At 46.3% G+C, this 26,857-nt stretch carries 23 protein-coding genes and 1 pseudogene; 3 read left to right on the forward strand and 21 right to left on the reverse strand.

What is annotated here, in order from left to right; genetic code table 11:
- Nucleotides 1-566: 566 nt before the first annotated feature.
- The 4 genes from JGK16_RS23510 to JGK16_RS23525 all read right to left on the reverse strand — a co-directional run bounded on the left by JGK16_RS23510 (nucleotide 567) and on the right by JGK16_RS23525 (nucleotide 6,230).
- Nucleotides 567-1,709, reverse strand: a complete 1,143-nt coding sequence (locus JGK16_RS23510; protein WP_293183089.1) for a hybrid sensor histidine kinase/response regulator — start codon at nucleotides 1,707-1,709, stop codon at nucleotides 567-569.
- A 150-nt stretch (nucleotides 1,710-1,859) separates the two neighbouring features.
- On the reverse strand, nucleotides 1,860-4,514 hold the full coding sequence (locus JGK16_RS23515; protein WP_293183091.1) for a GAF domain-containing protein: 2,655 nt from the start codon (nucleotides 4,512-4,514) through the stop codon (nucleotides 1,860-1,862).
- A 420-nt stretch (nucleotides 4,515-4,934) separates the two neighbouring features.
- Complete coding sequence (locus JGK16_RS23520; RefSeq protein WP_293183093.1) at nucleotides 4,935-5,078, reverse strand: hypothetical protein; 144 nt, start codon at nucleotides 5,076-5,078, stop codon at nucleotides 4,935-4,937.
- An 18-nt stretch (nucleotides 5,079-5,096) separates the two neighbouring features.
- Entirely contained in the window at nucleotides 5,097-6,230 is a 1,134-nt protein-coding gene (locus JGK16_RS23525; RefSeq protein WP_293197009.1) for a glycosyltransferase, read from the reverse strand.
- Here JGK16_RS23525 and JGK16_RS23530 point away from each other — a divergent pair.
- Nucleotides 6,211-6,474, forward strand: a complete 264-nt coding sequence (locus JGK16_RS23530) for a hypothetical protein (protein ID WP_293197010.1) — start codon at nucleotides 6,211-6,213, stop codon at nucleotides 6,472-6,474. The two genes, JGK16_RS23525 and JGK16_RS23530, sit on opposite strands and share 20 nt — an antisense overlap.
- A gap of 107 nt (nucleotides 6,475-6,581) precedes the next feature.
- Here the strand turns inward: JGK16_RS23530 and JGK16_RS23535 are convergent, their stop codons facing one another.
- The 9 genes from JGK16_RS23535 to JGK16_RS23575 all read right to left on the reverse strand — a co-directional run bounded on the left by JGK16_RS23535 (nucleotide 6,582) and on the right by JGK16_RS23575 (nucleotide 14,782).
- Nucleotides 6,582-7,220, reverse strand: a complete 639-nt coding sequence (locus tag JGK16_RS23535) for a DUF4291 domain-containing protein (protein WP_293197011.1) — start codon at nucleotides 7,218-7,220, stop codon at nucleotides 6,582-6,584.
- Between the two features lie 6 nt (nucleotides 7,221-7,226).
- Nucleotides 7,227-7,532: a hypothetical protein gene (locus JGK16_RS23540; protein ID WP_293203432.1), complete on the reverse strand. Its 306-nt coding sequence runs from the start codon at nucleotides 7,530-7,532 to the stop codon at nucleotides 7,227-7,229.
- A 41-nt stretch (nucleotides 7,533-7,573) separates the two neighbouring features.
- The gene (locus JGK16_RS23545) at nucleotides 7,574-7,756 is read right to left on the reverse strand and encodes a hypothetical protein (RefSeq protein WP_293203434.1); all 183 of its coding nucleotides are present in this window, start codon (nucleotides 7,754-7,756) and stop codon (nucleotides 7,574-7,576) included.
- A 90-nt stretch (nucleotides 7,757-7,846) separates the two neighbouring features.
- Nucleotides 7,847-8,998 carry an NAD-dependent epimerase/dehydratase family protein gene (locus JGK16_RS23550; protein ID WP_293183103.1) on the reverse strand — a complete coding sequence of 384 codons (1,152 nt, stop codon included), beginning with the start codon at nucleotides 8,996-8,998 and terminating at the stop codon, nucleotides 7,847-7,849.
- A gap of 110 nt (nucleotides 8,999-9,108) precedes the next feature.
- Nucleotides 9,109-9,699 (reverse strand): chromophore lyase CpcT/CpeT, encoded by a 591-nt coding sequence (locus tag JGK16_RS23555; protein ID WP_293183105.1) that lies wholly within the window; start codon nucleotides 9,697-9,699, stop codon nucleotides 9,109-9,111.
- 29 nt (nucleotides 9,700-9,728) lie between these two features.
- A complete protein-coding gene (locus JGK16_RS23560; protein WP_293183107.1) occupies nucleotides 9,729-11,000 on the reverse strand; it encodes a response regulator in 1,272 nt (423 codons plus the stop codon).
- A 199-nt stretch (nucleotides 11,001-11,199) separates the two neighbouring features.
- Nucleotides 11,200-13,437 (reverse strand): ATP-binding protein, encoded by a 2,238-nt coding sequence (locus tag JGK16_RS23565; RefSeq protein ID WP_293192154.1) that lies wholly within the window; start codon nucleotides 13,435-13,437, stop codon nucleotides 11,200-11,202.
- Entirely contained in the window at nucleotides 13,434-14,492 is a 1,059-nt protein-coding gene (locus JGK16_RS23570) for an ABC transporter substrate-binding protein (RefSeq protein WP_293192156.1), read from the reverse strand. The genes JGK16_RS23565 and JGK16_RS23570 overlap by 4 nt, the downstream gene beginning before the upstream one ends.
- A 188-nt stretch (nucleotides 14,493-14,680) precedes the next feature.
- A complete protein-coding gene (locus JGK16_RS23575) occupies nucleotides 14,681-14,782 on the reverse strand; it encodes a cytochrome b6-f complex subunit PetL (RefSeq protein WP_194010188.1) in 102 nt (33 codons plus the stop codon).
- 78 nt (nucleotides 14,783-14,860) lie between these two features.
- Between JGK16_RS23575 and aroB the strand changes: the two genes are divergently transcribed.
- The gene (gene aroB / locus JGK16_RS23580; protein WP_293183113.1) at nucleotides 14,861-15,976 is read left to right on the forward strand and encodes a 3-dehydroquinate synthase; all 1,116 of its coding nucleotides are present in this window, start codon (nucleotides 14,861-14,863) and stop codon (nucleotides 15,974-15,976) included.
- 226 nt (nucleotides 15,977-16,202) lie between these two features.
- Here aroB and JGK16_RS23585 read toward each other — a convergent pair whose 3' ends face one another.
- Nucleotides 16,203-16,970 (reverse strand): tetratricopeptide repeat protein, encoded by a 768-nt coding sequence (locus JGK16_RS23585; RefSeq protein WP_293183115.1) that lies wholly within the window; start codon nucleotides 16,968-16,970, stop codon nucleotides 16,203-16,205.
- A gap of 558 nt (nucleotides 16,971-17,528) precedes the next feature.
- Between JGK16_RS23585 and JGK16_RS23590 the strand changes: the two genes are divergently transcribed.
- The gene (locus JGK16_RS23590) at nucleotides 17,529-18,374 is read left to right on the forward strand and encodes a stomatin-like protein (RefSeq protein WP_293157580.1); all 846 of its coding nucleotides are present in this window, start codon (nucleotides 17,529-17,531) and stop codon (nucleotides 18,372-18,374) included.
- On the opposite strand, the gene folP is transcribed toward JGK16_RS23590, so the two are convergent.
- The 7 genes and pseudogenes from folP to JGK16_RS23625 all read right to left on the reverse strand — a co-directional run.
- Nucleotides 18,365-19,234 (reverse strand): dihydropteroate synthase, encoded by an 870-nt coding sequence (gene folP, locus JGK16_RS23595; protein ID WP_293192158.1) that lies wholly within the window; start codon nucleotides 19,232-19,234, stop codon nucleotides 18,365-18,367. The two genes, JGK16_RS23590 and folP, sit on opposite strands and share 10 nt — an antisense overlap.
- 250 nt (nucleotides 19,235-19,484) lie before the next feature.
- Nucleotides 19,485-20,045: a Uma2 family endonuclease gene (locus JGK16_RS23600; RefSeq protein WP_293192160.1), complete on the reverse strand. Its 561-nt coding sequence runs from the start codon at nucleotides 20,043-20,045 to the stop codon at nucleotides 19,485-19,487.
- A gap of 104 nt (nucleotides 20,046-20,149) precedes the next feature.
- A complete protein-coding gene (tpiA, locus tag JGK16_RS23605; protein WP_293192163.1) occupies nucleotides 20,150-20,875 on the reverse strand; it encodes a triose-phosphate isomerase in 726 nt (241 codons plus the stop codon).
- Between the two features lie 68 nt (nucleotides 20,876-20,943).
- Complete coding sequence (locus tag JGK16_RS23610) at nucleotides 20,944-21,129, reverse strand: PCP reductase family protein (protein WP_293183127.1); 186 nt, start codon at nucleotides 21,127-21,129, stop codon at nucleotides 20,944-20,946.
- Between the two features lie 383 nt (nucleotides 21,130-21,512).
- The gene (locus JGK16_RS23615; RefSeq protein WP_293192166.1) at nucleotides 21,513-24,806 is read right to left on the reverse strand and encodes a GAF domain-containing protein; all 3,294 of its coding nucleotides are present in this window, start codon (nucleotides 24,804-24,806) and stop codon (nucleotides 21,513-21,515) included.
- Nucleotides 24,807-25,200: 394 nt separating this feature from the next.
- On the reverse strand, nucleotides 25,201-26,580 hold the full coding sequence (gene psbC, locus JGK16_RS23620) for a photosystem II reaction center protein CP43 (RefSeq protein WP_293151178.1): 1,380 nt from the start codon (nucleotides 26,578-26,580) through the stop codon (nucleotides 25,201-25,203).
- Between the two features lie 156 nt (nucleotides 26,581-26,736).
- Nucleotides 26,737-26,857: pseudogene (locus JGK16_RS23625) on the reverse strand (photosystem II protein D2); the annotation flags it as partial.

A 26,857-nucleotide genomic window follows, 5' to 3' on the forward strand; every position in this document is an offset into this window, starting at 1 on the left:
GCGACTCGATACAGAAAAAACTTATCTTTAACCAAGCTTGAATATATTGATCGCTCCTGCTCTTGGTTGGCAATCAATTATTCAGCAAGCCCTAATTATATGACATCTGCCTAATAATTTTCTGATTGTATTGCTGGCCCAGACATCGCACGAGTGATATCATTCAGTCTCGAACTGGTTTGTAGTGCGGAATGCGAGTCCGAGCCAAAGAAGGACTAAAGTCCTGACTACGAAGCTATTTTTCTGATTCGTGATTGACTGGTTTGTAGTGCGGAATGCGAGTCCGAGCCAAAGTCAGCGATAGGGTTCGTCAGTTTAGTCATTTTTAACGATCGCCAAAAATCTCATTCTGACGCACCATCTATTCAGGGTGTGCATCAGTTTTGAGATTATCAATTGTCCCAGGAAATATCTTGAGCGGATGCACCCTACTTTTACTTCCTGCATTTCTTCGCAAATTATCTTTAATTTATCTGCGTTTATCTGTGTTTATCTGCCTTAAATCTGCGGTTGCTCTAGCCATCAAACATTTATGAAATAAGTCATCTACAGTTAATTAAATCGCTCTAACAAGGCAAGCGAATAGTAAACAAGCTGCCTTTACCCAACTCGGATTTGACCACGATCGTGCCGCGGTGAGCTTCGACTATTTGGCGGCAGAGGTGCAGTCCCAAACCTGTGCTGGATTTCTTGTGAGTTCCCGAGCCAAACCTTTCAAATAACTTCGCTTGTTCGGCGGGAGAAATTCCGGCGCCGGTGTCTTGGATTTCCATAATTACCCATGCCAGCGGTTGGTTTTTGAAGCTCGTATAAACAGGTGAATTGGCAGCTTTTAAGCGGATATCTATAGAGCCGCTGTCGGTGAATTTTATCGCATTTCCGATTAAATTAGTCAGCAAGCGGTGCAACTCTAGACGATCGCCCGGATACTTGGCAATCGGAGCACTTTCTGCACTTTCACTCAAGTCTAAATTCACCGACAAATTTTTAGCATCGGCTAGGGGAGCGAGTTCTTCGGCTACTTCGGTAATAAGCTGGCGCAAGTCAACCGGAGCGAAACTGAGGGATTTGCGCCCTGCTTCGTAGCGGTAGACTTCTAGCAGCATATTTACCATCGCGATCAGGTTTTTGTTACTGCGAACCATTGTCCCGAAAGCGTCGCACATGGGGAGCGAGATTTCTCCCAAAGCTCCCTGCTGCATTAAAGTTAGCATTCGATCGGCTGCTACGAGGGGCGTCCGCAAGTCGTGAGCGAGTCTGGAGACAAAATCTTCGCGCTGGAGGGCGATCGAATTTCGTTCGTCTACGCTGTGTTTGAGCCGCAAGAGCGATCGCACCCTCGCCAGCAGTTCGTCCATTTCCACGGGTTTGCGGATAAAATCGTCTGCGCCCATGTCGAGTCCCTGGACTACACTGGCGCTGTCGTGAGCTGTGATCAGCAAAATCGGGATAAAGGGCAATTCCTTATTTTGTCGCATTCGCTGGGTGACTTCGTAACCGTCCATTCCCGGCATCATTACGTCTAGCAATACCAAATCGGGGGTTGACTTGTCAATTTGGCTTAAGGCCGAAAAGCCGTTCTCGGCCGTGCTAATTTCGTAACCTTCTTCTTCCAGGATTGTCTGCACCAACAAAACATTATCTGGTGCGTCATCTACAACCAGAATGCGATCGGCTTTTGTGGCATTCGGAACAGATAAATAGTTCATTTAATTGTCGGTATGAAAATAAATACTAACTTTAATGTGGCATCCGATTCATGTTTTCACATTTTTCCACTTCTTAACTCTGTCATAAGGAAGATCTCAAAACTTTATCCAATTTTTTTACATTTAGGCTCTCGGATATGATAAAATATGCTACTTTTTTGTCATAGTATGCACGCCGTCCCATTCGTCGGGCGGGGGTATTTCCAAATAGCTGAGGGATCGCTCGATCTGAACTTCCACAGGTCGATCGCTCGGTCGCATAGCTAAAGCCGCCTCAAAATAATTAATAGCTTGCTGAAAATTTCTAGCAATATAAGCATGGCGGCCGTTGTTGTAAAGTTCCAAAAACCTTTCGGTTTCCCCATCGAGGGGATCGGAATTAATTTGCAGCAACTCGTAAATGCCGACCGGCTGATTTTTGCCCTTAACCCGCACCTTGTCCAACTCTCGCACCCAAATCCGTTCGCGGCACAAATTGTAGGTAAATTCGCTCAAAATTATATCGCAGCCGTACTCCTTTGTAAGCTGTTCCAAGCGGGAACTCAAATTCACCGCATCCCCGATTACGGTGTAATCCATCCGCTTTTCCGAACCAATATTTCCCGAAACCACCTCTCCAGAACTAATCCCAATTCCGAAGCGAAACGGATCGGCGCCTGGGCGAGAATCATTAAACTCTTTCAAGCGCCGGCGCATATCTAAAGCCGACTGCACCGCCATCCAACCGTGACTTTCCGGGGGATTGAGCGGCAGGGGCGCACCGAACACCGCCATTAAAGCATCGCCGATAAACTTGTCTAAAGTGCCTTCGTAGTGGAAAACGGCCTCCACCATCGTCTCAAAATACTGGTTCAATAGGGCCACAACTTCCGAGGCTCCCAAATTTTCGGTCAGAGTGGTGTAGCCGCGAATGTCGGAAAATAAAATAGTAACTTCTTTGCGTTCGCCCACCATCAGGGAGCCTTCGCCCAAGGCCATGATTTTATCTACGACTCCGGGAGTCATGTAGCGAGACATTGTGGTTTTCATCCGCTTTTCGCGGCTGATGTCTTCGAGTACCACTAAACCGCCGCGCGCGCCACCTTCTGGATTGATCAGCGGGTTGACAGTTAAATTCAAACTGCGTTCAATTACTTTAATTCGAGAGCCGGAGATGGGTAGGGGACAATAAGGGTGATAGAGGTCAGCATTCCGCAGCGAAAATAGAGATTGGGAATTAGCTAATTCTGCCTGCGCTACTTCCTCAGTCCAGGCGCTGTTTTCGCCCCAAGCGTAATATAAGGTGGGGTCATTGCGATCGGGCACGGCCAAAATGTAACTTTCTGCTTCTGTATCTGCTGCTGCGCTACCCAGTGTTGTTTCCACCAACAGTCCCACAGTTAAACTTTGTTCGGGAACGTAATGTCTGGCAGCATTCAGGAGACTGTCTTCGAGTCGAAATTGCAAATTATCGATCGGCACAACTTCCCAAACATAGCGATCGATCAGTTTATCTTCCCAAATCACGAGATTGTGTTTGCTTTTATCTTGATTTACCGGACAGCCCAACAATTCCAGCGCGGCTTCGTTAATTGTGACAATTCGCCCCTGCAAATCGGTGGAAATGACTGCATCTGAAAGACTTTGCAGCATATCTTTTTGATACTGCTTTTCCACCATCACGTTCTGAAACAGTTGAGAATTTTGCAGCGCCATTCCGGCTTGGGAATTAAATGCTCGCAAAAACTCTTCGTCGGAAGTTGTGAAAGTGCCTTGAGTCTTATTAATTAGTTGAGTCACCCCAATCAGCTCACCTTTGGCGTTATGAACCGGCATACACAAGACAGTGCGAGTGCGATATCCCGTTTGCTGGTCTGTAGATGGGTCAAAGCGGGGATCGTCGTAAGCATCTGTAATATTTAGAGTTTGACCGGTCGAAGCCACGTAGCCTGCAATTCCTTTGTTAGCAGGAATGCGGACTTCCATCATCGTTTTGCCGTCGGCCTTGGCGAGTTTTGTCCAAAGTTCGTTGGTTTCGGGATTTAATAAAAATAGCGTGCTGCGATCGGCTTGCATCAAGTCCCGAGCTTGATCCATGACAGAGCGCAAAGTTGTTTCCAAGTCAAGGCTTTGACCCAACGTCGTGGTAGCTCTCAAAAGTGCGGCCACCCCTCGCTGGTTGCGGGCCACGACGTAGAAAGATTGACAGCTTTCGAGAATAATCCCGATCGAATCTGCAAAAGCCTGAAACTGCTGTTCGTCTTCCTCGGTAAACGGGGCATTGCCAGCTTTGTTTAACAGTCTCACCACCGCTACGGGTTCGTGCTGGCTCTTACTGCTAAAAATCGGCATACAGAGGATAGTCTCAACCCGGTAGTTCGGCGGTTCGTCTACTTCGGCATTAAAATGCTCGTGTTCTCTACCATGCAAGACATTGAGCGATTTTCCAGTAGTTGCTACGTAGCCTAAAATGCCTGCATCCATCGGCAAGCGAATTTCTATATCTTCGCCCGTGAGCCCATCCACTGTTTTGTGCCACAGTTGATTTTTGTTGGCATCTACCAAAAAAATTGTTGTCCGGTCTGCTTGCAAAATTTGACCAATTTTGACAGTGAAGGCATCTAACAGTTGCTCTAAGAGAGTTTCGAGTGCTTCATTGTTAATCAGGTCCATTGCCCGGATAAATTGCTGAAATTCAGCCGTTACAAAGTCCAGCAGGCACACTAATTCAGTAACTGGCAAGCTCTTAACACGAGAGGTCAATGCCCCCATAAAATTGACTTGAGTCAGTGTAGCCAGAACGCTACCAGCATTGGAGAATGTCATGATTAACTGCTTGCTCAGAGGGGTAGATTGACCGGCTGGTCGATCGCGGTGCTAGATTCTGCGGTGCAAACTGTTTAAGTTGTTTGCTTTTCAACTCAGCATTCGATTGTCGGTTTGATGAATAATGGGTTCATTCTTTGGCGGATGAAACTTCAGTTTGCTTGTTAGAGATGCTCGATCTTTTTTTTGTTACAACATCGATACTGATGAGAGTTCGCCAGGCATGAGCTGAACTTGACTTCGGAACGCTGGCAGCCTGAAAACGAGCTTCTAGGCTTTTGTTCGATCGATCGCGGGCGATGTATATTTTACCCTCTGTGCTCGGCTGCTGGGCGGTGTGACTGTTTTAGCGCACTCGGCGACCGTATCCGGTCGGCTGCCGCCGCGCCCCAGTTTTGCCGCCCGCGAAGCATTCCAAAGCTATTCATAGTTTAATGGTAAACGCAACAGCAGGATAGCTACCGCAATCAAAGCCTCAAAAAAGTTCGATCGATCTTTGAGGACATTCCTCCTCGCTAGAAACTGCCTCGGGATGGAAGCTAAGCTGTCGGTGATGTTTAACATCGCGACATCTTGTCAAATTTAAGCAGCAGAGGCCATGGACTGGGAAAATACCACCGATCGATAGTAGCCTCGTAGTTGGTTAGTCGCCGCAGCCCAACCCCAGCGTTCGGCTTCAGAGCGAGCGTTTTGGCGGAGGGTTTCTCGTTCTTCGGGATTCGCAAACAGGCGCTGGGTAGCAGTCAGAGCTCCGGCTTCATCGGCGGGGTCAAATAAATAGCCGTTAACACCGTCTGTGACAATATCGGGAATTCCGCCACTGCGAGCCGCCACTACGGGAGTCCCCGCAGCCATAGCTTCGAGGAGCACTAAGCCCAGGGTTTCGGTACGGGAGGGAAAAATGAAGGCATCAGCAGATGCGTAAGCAGAAGCCAATTCTTGCCCCTTGAGGTAGCCAACAAAATTTGTGGGGGTGCCGGCAAAATATTGTTCGAGGGTTTGGCGGTGCGGGCCGTCTCCCACTAGGGCGAGGCGGGCGCCGGGAATGGCGGCGAGGACTGGTTTGATGGATTCGATTTCTTTTTCGGCACCGAGGCGGCCGACGTAGAGGAGTAAGGGGCTATCTGGGTTATTTTCAGAAAGGCGCGATCGCATTTCTCGACTTGCCAATTCGGGGACAAACATTTCCGTATCTACACCGCGCTGCCACAAGTCTACTCGCTCAATGCCATGAGTTCTCAACTCATCCACCATTGCTGTAGAAGTGCACAGATTTAATTCAGCTTGATTGTGCGCCCCTTTGAGCAATTCCCACAGCAATGGTTCGAGCATTCCAAAACCGTAATGGTGCAAGTATTTGGGTAAATGCGTGTGGTAAGAAGCCAAAATCGGAATATTGAACTTTTTGCCGTAATAGATCCCGCCCAATCCCAAAATAGCGGGATTGACAACATGAATAAGATCCGGTTGAAACTTCTGTAATTGTTGACCGATCGCCGGACTGGGCAGTGCCATTTTCAGTTCCGGGTACATCGGTAAAGGCAAACCCTCAACACCGTAAACTCGGGCACCTTTGTATTCTGTAATTCCGTAATCTGGAGAAAATATCAGAACTTGTTCGCCCGATCGCTGCAAGTGATCTACAGTGTGAATCAGGCGCGTCACAATGCCGTCTATTTTTGGCCAAAATGTTTCAGTGAACAGAGCAATTTTCATAAAACGAAGGAAGAAGGAAGAAGGAAGAGGGAAGAAGGAAGAAGGAAGAGGGAAGAAGGAAGAAGGAAGAGGGAAGAAGGAAGAAGGAAGAGGGAAGAAGGAAGAAGGAAGAGGGAAGAAGGAAGAAAGCTGTAGTTATACAGGTTTTCATAAAGATGAGGTATGCCAAATTCTGCTACTCTCAGTAGAGAGAACACACACTGCGGGCGAGCGTCTTTACTCCCAGAAACCTCAGAAAGCTTAGAGAAACTATCGATTACCAATTGCCAATTACCAATTACCAATTACCAATTCCCCATTACCAGACATACCTCATCTTTTTGAGAAAGGCTATATTCTTTGATATATTGTTTAGGAAATCGATACTCCCAGTCTTTGGCAAATGTCGGGGTTAGTAACAGGATACACTGCCTCGCGAGGAGTAAGTAATTGGGCAAGATCGCCCGTATTATATTGATGCTGTTGCTGCACAAATTCTGAAATATCCTCAATGTTAACAATCCATTCTTGGGCATAACTGGCAAGATAACTGCCACGCAAGCCGAGTTGAATTGCCCGCCGTTCCAGTTTCGCGCCACTGGGATGGTGGTCTGGATCCCATTGCAGCCGCACGGATGAATTTTTAACAGCTTGTTTCCATTCTTTTTCGCTTCCGTACACTACTGAAACGAAATTGGAATGGACGACAGATGCTAAAATTTCGTCAAAAGCCGATCGCTTTAACGAAACCGCCAAAATTACTTCTTGTCCGGGTTTTGTACCCCATTCCGAACGATACATCATCCAGAGAAAGTTTGGCTTAATCCAACTCATGCGGTTAAGACTGAACTCGCCGCCGAAATAACCGCGTTCCGCTGCAAAGTGACCGATCGCCGGACGGTAAGCTTGATAGACAACAACAGTATCATCGTCAAATTGTGCTAAAATGTGGCGACCTGTATTCGGCCACCGCATTTTTTGGTTTAAGTAAGATTCTGTCAGCAGCTTCATCTGAAGTTATTTGCGATCGAGAGGTTGTTCCGGCAAGATACAAATTCCCTGAATGCCAATTGATAAAATTATCCCACCTAAAAGCAATCCCACACCTTCAGCAAAGCAGTTAATTCGGTGAATTTCCTGTGCAGTTTTGGCAATTAAGATTTCCTTTTCCGTAGCCGAAGGCGATTCGCTTTTGAGGCGGTAATTTTGATAACTCGCCGTTAGTGCAGCCCATTCCGGTATTAAATAATAAGCACAAACTGCACTGGCAGAAAATCCCGGCAGAACAACTAAAAGCAACAAGATGAGAATTCGACTTTTCACGGTATATAAGGAAGAAGGAAGAAGGAATCGAGCCTGATGTTTCAGCAATTAAGAACGTCATAACCATCGGGCGCGGTTGCCATATTTATTCCCAACCAAGCTAGCAGTTCTTCTCTTCCCTTCTCATCTCTTACTTCGCGCCCTTCGCGCCTTCGCGGTTCGTTAAAAAAATAGCGTTGCATATTTGCGGGATGATTTGGAATTTTATCAAAGCTGAAAATCATTATTTTTGGGGCGGGCTAGAAGCCCACCCCACAAGATTCATGCCAGAATTATGTAATGCCAAAACTCTCTCCCGCAGCTTGTGCCCGAATTTACCGTCGCCAAGAAACCTTCGGCAAAATTTGGTTTTTATCGACGCGGTGCTGATATTTTGTAGCAAAATTCAGCAGAGAATCGAGCAGGGAATCTGAGAGGTAGTGCGGCTGCAAGCCGAGGCCTAACAAACTGGTGTTTTTGGCATTGAAATAATGTTCTTCTTTCTCGACTCTGGGATTTTCGAGGTTGTTGATTTCTACTTTTAATCCCATTGCCATGCCTGCTTTTTGCACCAATGAGGCTAAGTCGCCGACGCTAAATTGTTCGGTGAATTGGTTGAAGACGCGGAATTCTCCGGCGGCGGCGGGGTTGGCGATCGCCAATTCGACGCATCGCACGGTATCCCGAATGTCTAAGAAGGTGCGGGTTTGTCCGCCAGTTCCATAAACTGTCAAAGGATGCCCGATCGCAGCTTGGATGCAAAATCTGTTCAAGGCTGTTCCGAATACTCCGTCGTAGTCCAAACGGTTAATTAACAGTTCGTCCATGCCAGTTTCTTCGGTGAGTACGCCGTAGACGACTCCCTGATTTAAGTCGGTGGCTCTTAAACCCCAGATTTTGCAGGCAAAATGGATATTGTGGGAATCGTGGACTTTACTTAAGTGATAAAAACTGCCAGGCTGTTTGGGATAGGGTAGTGTATCTTTGCGGCCGTTGTGTTCGATCGTAATGTAGCCTTCTTCAATGTCAATATTCGGCGTGCCGTATTCGCCCATTGTCCCCAATTTCACTAGGTGACAGTCGGGGAAATCTTCGCGGATGGCGTACAGCAGGTTCAGTGTCCCGACGACGTTATTGACTTGGGTGAGGACTGCGTGTTCGCGATCGATCATCGAGAAGGGCGCCGATCGCTGTTCGCCGAAATGGACGATCGCCTCTGGTGCAAATTTTCTCATACTTTTGCTGAGAAAATCGTAGTTGGTGATGTCACCGACGAACAAGTCGATCGACTTACCCGTTAAATCTTGCCATCGCTGGAGTCGTTGCTGAATCGGTGCAATGGGAGTGAGGGTGTCGCTGCACAGTTCCAGATCCCAATGCCGCCGCACGAAGCTGTCGAGGATGCCAACTTCGTGACCTTTGTTAGAAAGGTAGAGTGCGGTTGCCCAACCGCAATAGCCATCGCCACCAATAACCAGGACTTTCATAAATCAACGGTGAATCTTGCTTGCCAATACTGGGTTAATGTACCAGGTATTGGTGCATTGTGAACCTTTAATCAAGCGTGTTGGCCAAGTCTGGACTTGGTTTTTCGGCATCAAACCGGAATTTCGTCGGCGAAGCTAGCCCAGCGGGTAAATTCAAAGGGGCCGGCCTGGGCTCCCCAGACGTGGGCGTCGGTTTCTGGGTCGCGTCCGCGATCGTGACTGGTGAATTTGTCTCCATCGATCTCGAATTCGCTATCTAGATAGGTATTTTTGCCCTTTCTGACCACCATGCAGCCTTTTCCGGGTTCGACACACCCTTTGAAGCTGCTGCCCGTCCAGTGTGTAATAAAGGTGCACCCCGGCATTAGTTTAAATTCGGCTTTGTTGAGTTCTTGGAGCTTTTGGAGATCGCGGGAGGCGCCGTAAAATTGCTCTTCGTTGACGATCGCGTAATTTTCGATGTCGATGCGATCGCCCATCGGGACTAATTTTAACACTCGGACTCGGTACGGAGTTTTGAGTTCAATATCATAGGCTTGTTCTAGGTACAAGCTCATCCCGCCCAGAAGTTCTGTGGGTAGGGGTCTCATGCAGACGCGGATGTGCGCGAAGAATGGCGGATTTTCAAAGGCTTGCGCTTGGTTGCTGAAGTCGGCCGCCATCCAGCGGGCGAGGGTAATGATATCGGTGGAATGGGACATATCGATGGTTTTGAGAAGCGGAGTAGAAGTTATTTTACTGGAATTTTCACAACAAACTCCGTACTCTGCCCCAGAATCGAAGAACATTCAATCTTACCACCATGTTTTTCAGTAATAATCTGATGACTGATTGACAGCCCCAAACCAGTGCCTTTCCCAAGAGGTTTGGTAGTGAAAAACGGATCGAATAATAGACAAAGAATGGGTTCCGGGATCCCGACTCCATTATCGGCAATACTAATTGCGATCGCATCATCACTACTAATGAAAGTACGAATCGTAATCCTAGGTTCTTGGTTATTGCTGACACCCGATGATTCCAAAGCATCGATCGCATTACTCAGGATATTCATAAACACCTGGTTTAGTTGACTAGGATAACATTGGACTTGTGGTAACTGCCCATAATTTTTGATGACTTGAATTTCAGGACAATTTTGTCCACCTTTTAGACGGTGTTGCAAAATCAACAGAGTGCTGTCAATACCTACATGAATATCAACCGCTTTGCAGTAGCCTTCATCCAAGCGGGAGAAATTGCGGAGAGAAAGCACCAATTCGCGAATGCGATCCGTACCTATTTTCATCGAATTGAGTATTTTAACCAAATCTGATTGCAAAAATTTTAAATCAATTTCTTCTGCCCGTGTCTGGATTTCTGGAACCGGATTTGGATAATGTTTCTGGTAAAGTTGCACAAAGTCTAACAAATATTCAGTGTATTCTTTGACGGGGTTTAGGTTAGCATGAATGAAATTCACCGGGTTGTTAATTTCGTGGGCTACTCCCGCCACCAAGTGGCCGAGGGCAGACATTTTTTCGCCTTGCACTAAATGAGTTTTGGCTTGTTTTAGATTTTCTAATGCTTCGTTGAGTTCCTTGGTACGTTGTTCCATGATGCGTGTGGCATTTCGTAGTTGTAAATGCACCTGAATCCGGGCCAATACTTCTTCGCACTGAATCGGCTTTGTGATGTAGTCCACTGCACCCAAACTTAGCCCCTTAATTTTATCTACTGAGTCGGAAAGGGCTGTCATAAAAACAACCGGAATATCGCGAGTATCAGGATTGGCTTTGAGCTGTTTGCAGGTCTCAAAGCCATCGATTCCAGGCATCATGACATCTAGCAAAATCAAATCGGGCTGAGATAATTGAATTCGTTGTAGAGCGGTTTCACCATTTTTGGCGATCGCCACCCGGTAGTCATGTTCGCTCAATACATCAAATAATACTTGCAGATTACTGGGAGTATCGTCTACAACTAAAATAGTCTTGTCTGCGGACATGGAATTGACTGACATTAGAAACTCCAATATATAAACAGCAGGAAGCACGAAGTTCGGCAACGGATTGTCTAACGGATGTAACGGATATAAGGGATGGATGTAAGAGGTTAAAAGGAAGGAAAACAGAATAAATAGTTTTTTTTCAATTATATAGTAATTTGATTCAAATTTTTTATTGATAATAAACAGGTTTATACATTCAAAAATAAAGTAGCTAAAGTAGTGGTTCGATTAGGCGAATAATGGCTTCCTCATCAAACTGTTGACTTAGTGCTAAAACTCGGTTAGCAAAGACTATATATTCGGGTGCTAATTTTTTCAGGCGATCGGCTTCCTGGTGAATATCACTCATAAAACCACCCTGGGCGGCGGTATAGAGGGCTGTCAGTTCTTTAACTGGTGGCATTACCATATTAACCTCATGGACTTTATTCTCAGTAATTTTCATGGCATCTAGTTTCATTTCTTCATAAATCCACTGCAATTCCAGGTGTTTCTGTAATTGGTTCAACAATCCAGTAAACTCGATGGGCTTCGGGAAAAAACTATTGCAACCAGCATCCAGACTTTCCTGTATGTCTACCTGAGACAGAGTGGCTGGAGAAGCAATAATCGGCGTAGTCGCAAAGTTTGGCAGTTGTCGCAGGCGGCGAGTCATTTCTAACCCATCCATTATTGGCATATGGATATCGGTAACGATCGAGTCTGGTAGCATTTGAATGGCCATGTCTAAGCCCGTTTGTCCGTTGTCAGCTTCTGCCACTTGGAAGCCTAGGGGTTCCAGCATATTTATGATAATGAGGCGATTTTCAGGGCGATCGTCAATCACCAGAATTTTGCGTCTTTCGCCCTGATAGCCGATGACTTTGCGATCGGCGATCGCATCTTCTGTCATCCAATCCGATGCTGGCAACAAATCTACCTCAAACCAGAAGCTACTACCCTCACCAAGTACACTCTCGACATGAATTTCGCTGCCCATTTTCAGGATAATTTGTTGGCCGATGGCAAGCCCCAAGCCAGTTCCTTCGCTGTTGCGATCGCCTTTTCCAGCTTGCTCGAAAGGTAAAAAAATCTTCGATAATTTTTCCGAAACAATGCCAATACCAGTATCTTTAATCTTGAATCGAATTCTTTGGGCTGCACCAAAATCGCTTGATTTTACCACAGGTTCAACTCGGAAACTGACACTGCCAACATCAGTAAATTTAATAGCATTGCTGAGCAAATTCAACAACACTTGTCGCAGTCGTTTGTCATCAGCATGGACTGCAATGGGCAGGTTGCTAGCCGGCTGATAGCGAAAATCCACGCCTTTTTGTTCTGCCTTGATCCGGCACATATCCACAGTGGAGGATAGGAATTTTTCTAGATGGAAATCTTGGGGATCAAGTTCCATCTTGTGTACTTCCAACTTTGACAAATCCAAAATATCATTAATCAGAGTGAGTAAATGGGAACCACACTGGTGAATTACTCCTAATCCTTTCATCTGTTTGGGAGTAGTCGTCGGATCGTGTTGGAGGATTTGGGCATAACCCAAAATGCCATTGAGTGGCGTTCGGAGTTCGTGGTTCATATTAGCCAGAAATTCACTTTTGGTGCGGTTGGCAATTTCGGCGATTTCTTTAGCCTTTTGCAATTCGCTGATTGCTTTTTCTAAATCTTGGGCTTGCAGTCGGAGTTCTTGTTGATATGTTTCTACTCGTATAGCTGCGGATTGAATTGTCTGGGCTAGAAATTGGATTTCATTATTTGGTAATCCACTGGGTATGACAAAGTTATCAATTCCATTCCTGTCGATAACTGCTTTGTTCAAACGTTCGAGTGGGTGTAATACAATATGCTGAATTAATATCGTCATCAGTCCTAAAATTGCAGTCATCCCAATCAGCAGGGTGACGGTGGAAGTATAGAAAGTTTGCCATACTTGCTGGCGCATTTCTTCGGCATTCAGAATCGCGATCGCCAACCCGCGCCGATTTCCCTGACGAAACAAGGTACTGCTAAAGGGCAAAATTGCGACTAAAGCTGACTCACCATCTATGTTGGTTCTGAAACTTGTTTCTAAACCTGTTTCGGCCGATCGCTCTAATATTTGCTCTAATTCTGGATGAATAGTAGCATAGGCCGGATTTTTGAGTGCCGATCCACTCCGGGCGAGGGTTTGGCCATCGGGACTGACGATCGCCACTTCCACCACTGTCGGCAAGGTAGCATAGTTTTGCACCACGCGCTTGACAATGCTCCTATTCCCCAATTCGATTAATCCTTCCGTGGAAAACCCCACTCCCTGGGTAATCGATCGGGCGCGTTGTTCTAGTTCTTTCTGTAATTGTGATTGCATCAAAAAGTAGTTGAATCCCAAGGTGATTAAGCCAACAGTTGCCAGAGAAACACTAAAGCCCAATAATAGTTGGCGAGATAAGTTCTTTCTAGCTTGTTGGCTCATGGTTTCCATTCCGCTATTGCTTCATTGACAAGGGTGGAATCAATCTCCACATCTTGCCGAATTACTCGATTATGACGCGGATCGGATTTGAGTAATTCGACAATTTCTGCCTTGGCAGATTTGAGCCTACCTTCTGGGGCAAACATTCGCCGATTTAAGGTCATATCACCTTTTTTTAATCCAGCATAATCATTGGCAAAAGACTCACCACTTTGTCCCAATTGCTTTCCAACCGCCTTAAACACTTTTTTCGGCTGAGTTTTAACTGCGTGCATTACATCAAACCATGCCAGCATAAATTGCTTTAGTTCGGCTTTTTTTGCTTTCACTATCTTATCACTGGACATTAAGGTATCAATTACCAGACTGTCTACTTGCTTTGTGGTGTGAATTATATTGCCTTTGATGCTATTCGCTGTCTCCCCCAGCACCGGTTCCCATAACACCGCAGCATCAATCTCACCCTCTTTGATTTTCTGGGCTGCTACTTCATTGGAGTAATCCAAAATCGGCACATCAGAGGGCTTAATTTGATGATGAAGTTTTAAAGCTTCTAACAAAGTTAAATGGCTGATGGTTCCTAACTTTGCTGCTACTTTCTTTCCTCGCAAATCTGCTACGGATTTAATTTCTGGCTTGGCAAAAATTCCATCTGCCCCGGCAGAAATGTCGATAGTCATTAAAACCACAGGTTTGCCATCACCCGGATCTACCTGCATCACTTCCCAAAAGGTAGTAAATGCGGCATCTAACCTACCACGGATTACTGCCCGACTGGTATCCTGCGAGTTATCAAATAGCACAAACTCAACCTTTAGTCCCCGTTGCTTGAATATTTCTGAGGTTTGGGCATAGCGGGCAATATCATATCCCGGAAAGCTGATAGTTCCAATTCGCAGCGGTTGGAGCGATCGGTTAAATCCAAAGCCACAGGCATTGGTGAGAAAGGTGAGGCAAAGGGCGATCGCAAATAAACTGAAACCTGGCTTGATATTTAACTTCGATTTTTGCTTCCAGGAAATCCTCAACATATTGATGATTGAGATAACTTTCATGACTGCGAAGTGTAGTTTGATTTAAATTTATTATATTTAAATTTTAAATTTATTATTTAAATAAGGTCGATCGCACTTACGACATAAATCTATAGATCTGACTAGAGATTTTTTGCAAAAATGCGATCGGCCCGATGTTACTTTTACCAGAGATAAAATTCTCTGGTTCAGACATCTAAATTAACAAACTAGATGAGTTTGACAGCCCGGAGACCAAACATCAGCACTGTCGCCAAGCCAACCATGCCACCGAAAATTCCAAAATAAGCTATTGCTCCGGTAAGACTCATTGCAATTTCTCCAAAATAATCAATAAAAAGACCTATTAAGAACTATAATCTAAAATCTATAATCTAAATTAGATAAATATGCAATCGATAATTAAAGTTGACTTGGGCCCACAATCTTACAATATTTGCGTGCGATCCCCTACGGGGGCTACGCCAACGGGCGGCTTAGACGAGCTCGGTACCCTGATGGGCGATCTAAGTTTGGGCAAAAAAGTTCTTTTGGTCTCAAATCAGTCGATTTTTCGGCACTACGGCGAAAGAGCAACCGCAGCCCTCGAATCGGCCGGTCTAGAAGTCAGTACCTGCATTTTACCACCGGGCGAACAGTACAAAACTTTAAATTCCATCCAGAAGATTTACAATGCGGCTTTGGCTAACCGGTTGGAACGTTCCTCGACAATGGTGGCTTTGGGCGGCGGAGTGGTTGGGGATATGACGGGTTTTGCGGCGGCGACTTGGCTGCGCGGAATTAATGTGGTGCAGGTTCCGACTTCGCTGCTGGCGATGGTTGATGCTTCTATTGGCGGCAAAACGGGGGTCAATCATCCTTCGGGGAAGAATTTAATTGGGGCTTTTCATCAGCCGCGTTTGGTTTTGATTGACCCGGATGTTCTCAAAACTCTGCCGGCGCGCGAGTTTCGTTCGGCGATGGCGGAAGTTATTAAGTACGGGGTGATTTGGGATGCTGAATTGTTCCGGAAGTTGGAAAACTGCAAGCGCTTGGATCAAATGCGCTATGTGAAGGCGGATTTGTTGGCTGAAATTTTGAGCAGGTCTTGCCAAGCTAAGGCTGAGGTGGTAAGCAAGGATGAGAAGGAGTCTGGTTTGCGGGCGATTTTGAATTACGGTCACACGATCGGTCATGCTGTAGAAAGTTTGACTAATTACAAGGTAATTAATCACGGCGAAGGTGTGGCAATTGGTATGGCTGCGTCCAGCCGCTTGGCTGTGGAGTTGGGAATGTGGGATGCTGAGTGCGATCGCCGCCAATCTGCTTTAATTGCCAAAGCTGCTTTACCTGCTAAGTTGCCCGCAGGTGTCGATATTGAGGAGATTTTGAAGACTTTGCAACTGGATAAGAAGGTGCAGGATGGCAAGGTGCGCTTTGTGCTACCGGTGCGCTTGGGTGAGGCCGCTGTGAGCGATCGCGTGGATGGAGATGTAATTTTACAAGTTTTGAAGGAAATGCTTTAGGTTGAGGCTTATCGGCGTGTTTAACCGCCGTTGAAGGCTAATTGATTTCGATCGCCGCCTCTGTTTTTTATCTCTATGTTCGAGCGATCGACTATCGATCTCATATCTGCTTGGATGACCATAATTAAGATTGGTTTGATCGTTCGGACTTTAGTCCTTAGAAGATGCGGACTAAAGTCCGAACGATCAAACCTTTTTTATTTCAGCTATATCGAACATAATGATTTTAAGAGCCGCTCGACTGCGAATTGATTTCCTCCAAAAGTTTATCTACTCTCGTAGCTGCTTGAGTTCTGCCCTGCTTGATAAATAACTCCTTAGCTTTTTTGAGACTGGCTAGGGCCTCTGCTTGGTCTTCCTTCGCCCCTTGCTGGTATAAACCGACTCCTAAATTGTTTAAAGCATCGGGATACTGGCTGTTAATTTTAACGGCTTGTCTCCACAGCACGATCGCCTCGGGCAACTTTCCTTGACTTGCCATCGCCACGCCCAAATCGTTGTGAGCTTTGGCGTGCTGCGGGTTGACTTCAATTGCTTTCTGGTATTGGACGATCGCATCGCTCATTTTACCTTGCCCCGACAGCAGACTTCCCAACTTATAATAAGCATCGGCTTGTTTGGGATAGCGAGCGATTAGTTGTCGGTACAAAACTTCGGCATTGACAATATTTCCTTGACCGTAGAGGTCGTTGGCCGTTCTCAAACCCACCGTGTAACCTTTGCCTACAACTTGGCACTTTTTCTCAGAGTTGCCTTCCTGTTTACAAATCTTAAGTTCGTCTCCCTTCATCTCGTAGGATAGAACTTCGCGAACTGCGGGCCCCCGGCGCGGTGGCTGCAAGTTCTGCGACTGCAAGTTTGGGGCAATTTGCACCGTGGTTGATTCAGCTTGTACGGGTGGGACAACTCCCAATGCCCACATTCCAGCCACCAAAATGCTTGGGCCAATCCAGGTAAAAGGTTTGAAAGGGCGAAACTCTCGATCGTTTTTCATGTCTTTTGTGGAAATGTGTTGTTGATATCCTGGGTTTCACAAAAAAGCTCGGTAAGTGGGAAGCTCAGAGACTTTAGTCCTTCCTAGGAAAACGACCAGGCGATTTCAATCGCATTGAATCCCCTTGCGGGGTAGAGGGGTATGGTTGCCCCTCTGGCGAGGATGGTTGTCCTCAATCTCCCTTTCGGGGTAAAGTTAGCTTCGCCAATGTTATAAAGGCTTGTCAGGCTAGCAGCACTGTCGAGCGTGACTTTAAGGCTGTTTAACTACTAGCGACAGAGCAAGGGACTAGCTTCGCATCCGGTGGGTGTCATGACCTAAATAACGTAGCCAGTTAAGGCTTAGGCTGGTCAGTGCAGCTTGCTTGATTTCTCTTACAAGCTCAGTGGCGTTGATTCCCTGAGTTACTGACTGCTTCGTCAGAGTCCGAACACATGGCGGCCCACCATTGATCTCATTATTAACAGTCGAGATATTTTAGCACTGTGCGGCAGACTTTGAGTTAAATTAGAGTATATTCCCGATCGATTCTCAGTCAACCTTAGCAGGAAAGTAGAAATGGGGCAGTCTATTCTCACCATGCTGTTTGCGCTCATCCTCGGCTACGCTGTTAACTCAAGCGTGAAAATAGTCAGTGGTGGCGACGAAGCTTTAGTCGAACGTTTGGGCCAATACAAGCGCACCCTCAAGCCCGGATTCCACTTTATCAGTCCCCTGATCGAAAAAGTCGTCTGCGTGGACACCAGCCGCGAACGAGTTTTAGATATTAAACCTCAATCAGCAATTACGGGCGATAATGTGGCCCTAGAAGTCGATGCCGTTGTGTATTGGCGGGTTGTGAATTTGCAGAAAGCTTATTATGGAATCGATCAAATTGAAAATGCGATCGCCAACTTAGTTTTAACGACGTTTCGCGCTGAAATTGGTCGATTGCCCATGCAAGACATCTTGGGTTCCCGAGATGACATGAATAAAAAGTTACTCAAGAAGTTGGACGAAGCTACCGAAACTTGGGGCGTCAAAGTAATTCGCGTAGAAATTCAAAGCATTACACCTCCGAAAAGGGTGCAAGAAGCTATGGAATTGGAGCGCGCCACCAAGAGCGAATGGCAAGCAATGGTCAATAAGGCGATCGGCACTAAGGAGTACATGAGGCTCTTAGTTGAAGCTTTAGACTCCCATCCGAACAGCAAGCAAGTTTTGAATTACTTAGTAACTGAAAAATACTTAGACGCTCAACAAAAACTAGGCGAAAGCGACAACGCCAAAATTCTGTTTATGGATCCAAGAAACATGACAGAAGCCCTCAACGAGTTGATGGGTTCCATGCCGGATATCCAGCCGCACGCTCACGGTGGAGAGCGAGAACTCAAACTAATCGACCAATCAACCGCTCAAGATTGATTTCTGAAGATAGCGTCGGCAACCAAACAAACATCGTGCATTTCTCTGACATCGTGAATTCGCAAAATATCTGCCGAATTTGCGATCGCACTTGTACAAGCCGCCGCTGTCCCCCAAATTCTTTGTTTGGCTTGTGGCTGATTCAAAATGTGACCGATAAAGCTTTTGCGCGATACTCCGACTAAAATCGGACAGTCCAAACCCCGAATTTTTGGCAACTGCCGCAGAATTTCCAAGTTTTGATTGTAAGTCTTAGCAAAGCCAATACCCGGGTCGATAATTATCTGAGATTTATCAATCCCCGCAGCCATAGCGGCCACTATTCGACTCTCCAAAAAATCCAGAATTTCCCCAATCAAATCCTGATAATCTGTGAGTTTTTGCATCGTCTGGGGAGTTCCTCGAATGTGCATCAAAATTATCGGCACTTGCAACTGAGCAACCGTTGACAGCATTTCCGAGTCAAAAGTTGCTCCCGAAATATCGTTGACAATATCAGCCCCCGCCTCAACCGCAGCTTTAGCAACCTGCGCTCTGGTAGTATCGACAGAAATCGGAACTGAGCTAAAAATATCGGCTTTTTGCCTCAGCATTTCTATCACAGGTATAACGCGATCGATCTCTTCTTCTAAGGATATTTCCGCTGCACCGGGCCGGGTAGATTGACCGCCAATATCAATAATATCTACCCCCGATTTTACCATATTTTCAGCTTGCGCTAAAGCTGATTCTATGGTATTGAAATCGCCACCGTCGCTAAAACTGTCAGGAGTTACGTTCAAAACACCCATCAAATAAGTGCGTTTTCCCCACTCGAAAGTTTTATTTCTAATGATAATTTTGGCTGGGTTATCTGTCATGGCGAGTGAGATTTTAGATTCAAGATTTTAGGTTTGATATCCTGTCCGGTCAATTACCATGAAAAAAACGGTTCGTAGTGTGGAATGCAAGTCCGCAGCAGCCTGAGAGCCGACTTGCATAGCACACTACGAAAAAAACGGTTTGTAGTGTGGAATGCAAGTCCGCAGCCTGAGAGCCGACTTGCATTCCACACTAAAAACCAATCTTAAAAAGCCCCGGTTTCTTAGAGTCTGATGCGTCCAAGATTCTTCAACCAAAACTCAACCAGCTAAAAACACGATCGACCGTCAATTCTAATTCAATTCCATTAATAATTGGCAACCGATCTGTACCTCGGTAAAATTCTACTTTTTGTCCGGGAAATACTGCTAAAATACTTTCTTCCTCAGGATCTAGCAACCAACCCAACTCAGTACCGTGTCGCGAACAGTGCAGCAATTTACCAAGGACTTTTGTTTGGCTTTGGTTTGGGGATAAAATTTCGATCGACCAGTCTGGATTAATTTCAAAGATGTTGGCAATTCTACCCGAAGGCAAAAAAGGAATTCTTTCCCAGCGGAATACTGCTATATCCGGTACGATCGACTTACCGCCAAAAGTGCAGCGCAATTCAGGAAAAGCCTTGGCAATTTTTTGAGTTTGCGCTACTCGATCGATATTTTTGCAGAGTTCAACTTGAAGTACGCTATGTTCGCCTTGAGGCATGGGCTTCTGAAGGATATCTCCGTCAATAAATTCTGAGGCCGGTTCAGTTTCAGGAAGTTTGAGGAAATCTTCTAAAGCGGGTTTGGGTTTAACCATCGCAATCATAAGTCAATTCTCCCGATCGGACAAACACTTAAAGTATCTCAAGGGCATATCACAATTGTAGGCGATCGCTTTCTCCTTCCCGCTGCCCTTGTTCCACTTACCAGTTATTGATAATTGACAATTCTAGCGAAACTGGCAGCTTCCAAACTCGCACCACCTACCAAAACCCCATCAATTTCAGGCATCGCCATAACTTCATCAATATTCTCTCCTTTCACAGAGCCGCCATACTGAATCGGCACATCAGGATTAGTCAATTTAGAGCGAATCAAACCAATAACTCGGTTAGCTTCCTTCGTTTCGCAAGTGTCGCCAGTGCCGATCGCCCAAATCGGTTCGTAAGCTATTACTAAGTTATCTTGGTCAACACCAACCAAATCCTGCGCTAACTGAGAAAAAATATGAGCTTCCGTTTCCCCGGCATCCCGTTGTTGCTTCGTCTCTCCCACGCACAGAATCGGAATTAAACCGGATTTCTGAGCAGTTGTCAGCCGCAAATTCACCGTTTCGTCGGTTTCCCCAAAATATTGCCGGCGCTCGCTGTGCCCGATGATGACGTAGCGCACCCCAAGTTCTGTCAGCATCTGCCCGGAAATTTCACCCGTATAAGCTCCAGACTCTTGCCAGTGGACATTCTGAGCACCGAGTCTAATCCGGCTTCCGTGCAGGTTTTTCGAGAGGACACTCAAATCTGTGAAGGGAACGCAAAGCACGACTTCCCGTTCTTCTGGGGTTTCCGTCAGGCAGGACATGAATCCTTGAAGAAACTCTAGGGATTCTGCCCTAGTTTTGTACATTTTCCAGTTGCCAGCTATAACTATTTTCCGCACTACTTTGTTAAATCCTTGTCCTTACAACGCATTTTATAGTCTAAAGCTTTAGGGTACATTTCGATCCCTCATTGTCCAAACTCGATGCGAGCTTGCTCAACTAGGTCAATGGTGACGACTTCTGTTTCGGCTTCGCGGGCCAATTGCTCGATCCGCACGCGGGCTTGTCCCCGGACAAAATAGGGAATATTTTTTAGCTTGGCCTTAGCTTGGGCCGTCCATTTTAAATCATCTGAGAATTCGGAATCTGGCATGGCGTATCGGGCGATCGACTACAAGCGCTCAGTTCTGTACTTTGACAAAAGTCTGTCTGGCTATTCAATTTACCATGTTTTGGGGCAAACCTATTCTGCGAGCAACGCTTGCGGGCGATCGAACTCTCTTCAACTCGGCGGTTGAAACGCAGACTCTACATCAACAAAGCTAACCTTAGGGTGCGTCACGGGGCCGGAATCCTTGAGCAGGTGACGAAAACATTTAGCCCGCTGACGCACCCTACAATAACTAAGGAATGAGAATTAAATAACTTACAATCTTTATTGTTATTGTGGGATGGACATCCCGCCCGTCCTTTCTGAACGGGCGGGACGCCCATTCCACAAGCTTGTGTAAATTATTTAATTTCCGATCCTAATGACTACTGACTGCTGACTGCTGGCTGATGTCGGATCGGAATCTCGATCGCAAATTCAGTACCCTTACCAGATTCTGAACAGCACTTTAAAACACCGCCGTGTTTCTCTACCACAATTTGGTAACTAATTGACAGTCCCAATCCAGTACCTTTGCCCACTGGCTTAGTCGTGAAAAAAGGGTCAAATATGCGTTCTCTCATCGATTCCGAAATTCCAGAACCGTTGTCAGCAATCCGAATCACCGCGCTCGGAACATTGCCATTAAGTTGACCGACAGCAGTAGAGATTTTAATTTGAGGACTCACTGAATTGCGATCGCTCAACTGGTTCGATTGCAAAGCATCGATCGCATTTCCGATCACATTCATAAACACCTGATTCAACTGTCCAGCATAACACTCAACCAGAGGCAAATTGCCGTACTCCTTAACTAGCAGAATGTTGGCACTGTCCCCATTAGATTTCAGCCTGTGCTGCAAAATTAACAGCGTGCTGTCAATGCCCTCGTGAATATCGACATCCTTCATTTGACTTTCATCCAAGCGAGAGAAAGTCCTCAAAGACAAAACTATTTGACGAATGCGATCGGCTCCCACCTGCATAGACAATAGCAACTTCGGCAAATCTGACCGCAGAAATTCCAAGTCAATATCTTCTGCCAACTCGCCAATCTCAGGACTAGAATCGGGATATTGCTGCTGGTAAAGTTCCAGCAAACTCAGCAAATTTTTAGTATAATCAGTAGCGTGATTGAGATTGCCGTAAATAAAATTAACTGGATTGTTAATTTCGTGAGCAATACCCGCCACCAGTTGCCCCAAACCAGACATTTTTTCAGTCTGAATCAATTGAGCTTGAGTTTGCTGCAAGTCTTTGAAATTTTGAGCTATTTGTGCTGATTGACCTCTCGTTTCCTCCAGCAAATCGGCTTGTTGGATAGCTACGCCTAACTGATTGGCAATCTGAGCTAAAAACTTAACTTCTGAACTTTCCCAACAGCGCGGCCCAGAATGTTCATAGGCTACCAACAAACCCCAAAGTTCTTGTCCTACAAAAATCGGCGCGATCGCATAGGCCTGCACCTGAAAATGCTCTAAAATAGTGAAGTTACACTCCGAGTGACAAGCTTGATAGATATCGTCAACGACTAGAATCTCATTATTGAGATACCTACCACCTCGGTGTTCCTGCAAATAACTATTTTCCCAAACCGTATTGATATCTTCCCCTACCAATCTGATCCAACCGTCTTTCACAAACTCGGCAACATATTTTCCGCTCCAATCAGAATTAAAGCGATATACAGCAATTCTATCAACTTGTATAAACTGACAAACTTCTTGAGTTGCCGTCTTAAAAATTGCATTAATATCGAGAGATTCTCGAATCTTTGCTACCACTTCAAATAGTATCCGCTGCTGTTCAGTAGCTTGCTGCAAATCAACAGCTTGCTGCTGAGTTTGAGCGAGCAAATCCGCTTGTTCTAGTGCGATACTTAACTGAGCAGAAACTTGAGTGAGAAACTGAATTTCGGAAGATTCCCAGTTGCGGGGATCCGAACACTGATGCACGCATAGCAGCCCCCAAAGCTCGCTGCCTTTCATCACCGGTGCAACTAAAGTCGCTTTGATCTGAAATTGCTCCAATACTTTCCGAAAGCAATCTTGTAATCCGGCTTGTCTGATGTCTGCCAATGCGTGTACTCGCCCCTGAGAGTAAAGATTGGCGTAGTTTTCTCCAAAACAGCGATCGTTTACTCGGACTGCCATTGCCGATCTAAAATCTGGAAAAACATCTTCGGCAACGAATTCCCCGTCGTTAAATTCCGATGCGGGATCGAAACGGTAAACCCCAACGCGATCGGCATTTAAAGCCGCTCGCACTTCCTGGGACATCGTGGTAAAAATATCGTTCAAGTCGAGAGATTTCCGCATTTTAGCCACCACTTCAAACAGCACTAGCTGCTGTTGGGTCAACTGTTGCATTTGATCGGTACGTTTTTGAACTTTATTTTCTAAATTAGCGTTAAGTGCCTCTATTTCTTGGTATAGTTGGTATTGGTTAATTACCTGAGAAAAATGGCTGCCGAAAGCTTGTAATAATTCAATTTCTTCAGCATTCCATTCGCGAATCTGGGCTGTTTTTGACTCTTTCCACGCTTCAAAAGATATCCGAGATTGAGCGAGTCGCCCGTCGGCATCTAATTGTCCTGCCCAGAGAGTTTCGGTGTCAAATTCTTCTCTAAAAATGCTCAAGTAACCGAATATTTGCTGCCTGGTTCTGAGTGGTGCGATTAAAATGCTGCGGATTTTTGTCGATCGAAATGCAGGTTGCAGGCTTCTCAAACTGCTAATTTTGTACAAGTCGGGAATTGCCCAAACCTGTTGCTCGCTGGAGTTAAAATATTCGTGCCAGACGCTGTATAGCTCTATCTGCTGGTATTTGGCAGAAATAGGCATTCTCGGGCCTGAGCCACAAGTGTAGACTTTGAGTGCCTCTGTGGAATTGTCCGAGTAGGGTAGTAAACTCGTGAGATTGTTGCTGTGGAAAATGCAAAGCCTGCCACCTACGGCCTCTAGTGCAGCTACACATTCTGCCAAAGCTGCTTGCAGTTCGATCGCGGGCTGGGAGTGCAGGGCTGCGGCGACGCGGTTGACGGCAGCTTCACGCTCAGCTTTGGCCTTGGTTCGGGAGAGGAGGGTTGATTGGGCGATCGCGACGGCGAGGTGATCTGCCACCATCTGAACGTCTTGCAGTTCCTCCTCTGCGACACTCCGGGACTGGGAGTGGTGAGATACCAACAACCCCCACAATTCTTGGTCGTGAAAAATTGGTACTACCAAGGAAGCTTTAACGCCGAGTGCAGTTAAGTATTCAGCGTGGCAGGGGTCGATCGCCCGAAAGCGCACTTCATCGGGCAGCATTTGATCGGAAACCTCGTCGCGGCGGGGACTTTGGCCTAGCAACCCGGAATCGATATCGACGATCGATCGCACCTGTACTTGGGCGAACAGTTCGCGGGCGTGAGGGGGAATATCGTCTGCTGGAAAATGCAGCCCCAATAATGATGGCAAGCGTTTGCCGTTAATTGATTCAGCAATCACTTCACCGCTGCCATCGCTATGAAATTTATAGATTTTTACCCTGTCTGTTCCCAAGAACGATTGAAGTTCCGCTGCTGTGGCGCTGAGAATTTCTGGCAATTCTAGAGAGCGGCGAATGCGGTTGGCGATGCGATCGAGTAAATTTGCTCGATCGTAAATCACCTGGACATTTTCGAGCTTTAATGAGTCCATTCTTAATTTTTTGCTTTCCCAGCAATAATAGTAATTGGCTAAAAAGTTTTGTGCGTGTTATCAATTTTTGAAAGCACAGGCATTTAATAAAAGTAGATTAGTTTTGCACAGCTAAGGATCTACCTTCAAACTGCAACTTCCTATTGCTATTGTCAATTTTGTGTGATTAAAACTTTTGTACCTTAATTAAATATAAACTTTGTAGAGCCGGCCTGCAAGTTCTTTACCCGAACTCATCAAAATAGTCAAGTCTCAAGAATTGTGGAGTAATTCAGAGAAAGGCTTAACATCGATCGCAACGCCACTTTTTCGAGATATTGGCTTAAAAAAAAGCTCCTGCCGTTAAGCAGGAGCTTTTTTTGATTAGACAATCACATCAGCACAAGGCCGATGATTAGTCCAAATCAGGCATAGAAAGAACCGCTTCATTTTCGCGATTGATACCTTTTTCAAAGCCAGCGACAGCCGCGCGAGCGCGACCAGCGTGCCACAAGTGGCCGATCAAGAAGAAGAAACCCATCACAAAGTGGAAACAGGCCAACCAAGAACGGGGAGAAGTATAGTTAAAGGCGTTAACTTCAGTTGCCAAGCCGCCCACAGAGTTCAAAGAACCCAAAGGAGCGTGAGTCATGTACTCAGCAGCGCGGCGAGCTTGCCAAGGCTGAATATCATTCTTGATTTTGTTCAAGTCCAAACCGTTAGTACCGCGTAAGGGTTCCAACCAAGGGCCTTGGAAATCCCAGAAACGCATCGTTTCACCACCGAAAATGATTTCGCCAGTAGGAGAGCGCATCAGGTATTTACCCAGACCGGTAGGGCCTTGTGCAGAACCGACGTTAGCACCCAAGCGTTGGTCGCGGATCAGGAAGGTCAAAGCTTGTGCTTGAGAAGCTTCCGGGCCCGTCGGGCCGTAAAATTCGCTAGGGTAAGCAGTATTGTTGAACCAGACAAAGCAGCAAGCGATGAAGCCCATGAGGGACAAAGCGCCCAAGCTGTAGGACAGGTAAGCTTCGCCAGACCAGATTAAGGCGCGACGAGCCCAGCCGAAAGGCTTGGTCAAAATGTGCCAAACACCACCAGAGATACAAATCAGGCCAAGCCAGATGTGACCGCCGATGATGTCTTCCATGTTGTTAACGCTGAGCAGCCAGCCTTCGCCACCAAAAGGAGCGCGAACCAAGTACCCAAAAATCACAGCGGGGTTGAGGGTTGGGTTCGTGATAATACGCACGTCGCCGCCGCCCGGAGCCCAAGTGTCATAGACACCGCCGAAGAACATGGCCTTAGCAACCAGCAGCAAGCAACCGCCACCCAATAAAATCAGGTGATAGCCGATGATGTTGGTCATCTGGTTCTTGTCTTTCCAGTCGTAGCCGAAGAAGTTCGAGTATTCTTCGAGAACTTCTGGGCCGCGAACGGCGTGATAAATGCCGCCCAAACCGAGAACCGCAGAGGAAATCAAGTGCAGAACGCCGACTACGAAGAACGGGAAGATATCAGTAACTTCACCGCCGGGGCCGACGCCCCAACCCAAAGTAGCGACGTGGGGCATCAAGATTAAGCCCTGTTCGTACATGGGCTTTTCTGGGATAAAGTGAGCGACTTCAAACAAAGTCATTGCTCCTGCCCAGAACACGATCAAACCAGCGTGAGCGACGTGGGCGCCCAGCAGTTTGCCTGAGAGATTGATCAAACGAGCGTTGCCTGACCACCAAGCGAATCCGGAGGATTCTTGGTCGCGACCGCTTGCATAGGAATTAGAGAGCGTTACCACGCGGTAGAACCTCCAACGATGTTAGTTTTTGGATTTCGGTTTTTTTGTTCTCCGGGTGACCGCAGGAGCACTGCGTCCACCCGGTGAATAGGAATTTGGATTTCTAGTTTGAATTTAAAAAACATAAATTAAGCTGAAATCCAAATCCTGATTTTTTTAAAGTGCGTTACCGCGAGGCAGAACTTCTTCAGGGAAGATGAAGTTTTCGTGGGGTTGGTCGGTCGGAGCCATCCAAGCACGAATGCCTTCGTTAAGCAGAATGTTCTTAGTGTAGAAC

It is taken from the genome of Microcoleus sp. PH2017_09_SFU_O_A, assembly GCF_020738625.1.
GTDB lineage: Bacteria > Cyanobacteriota > Cyanobacteriia > Cyanobacteriales > Microcoleaceae > Microcoleus.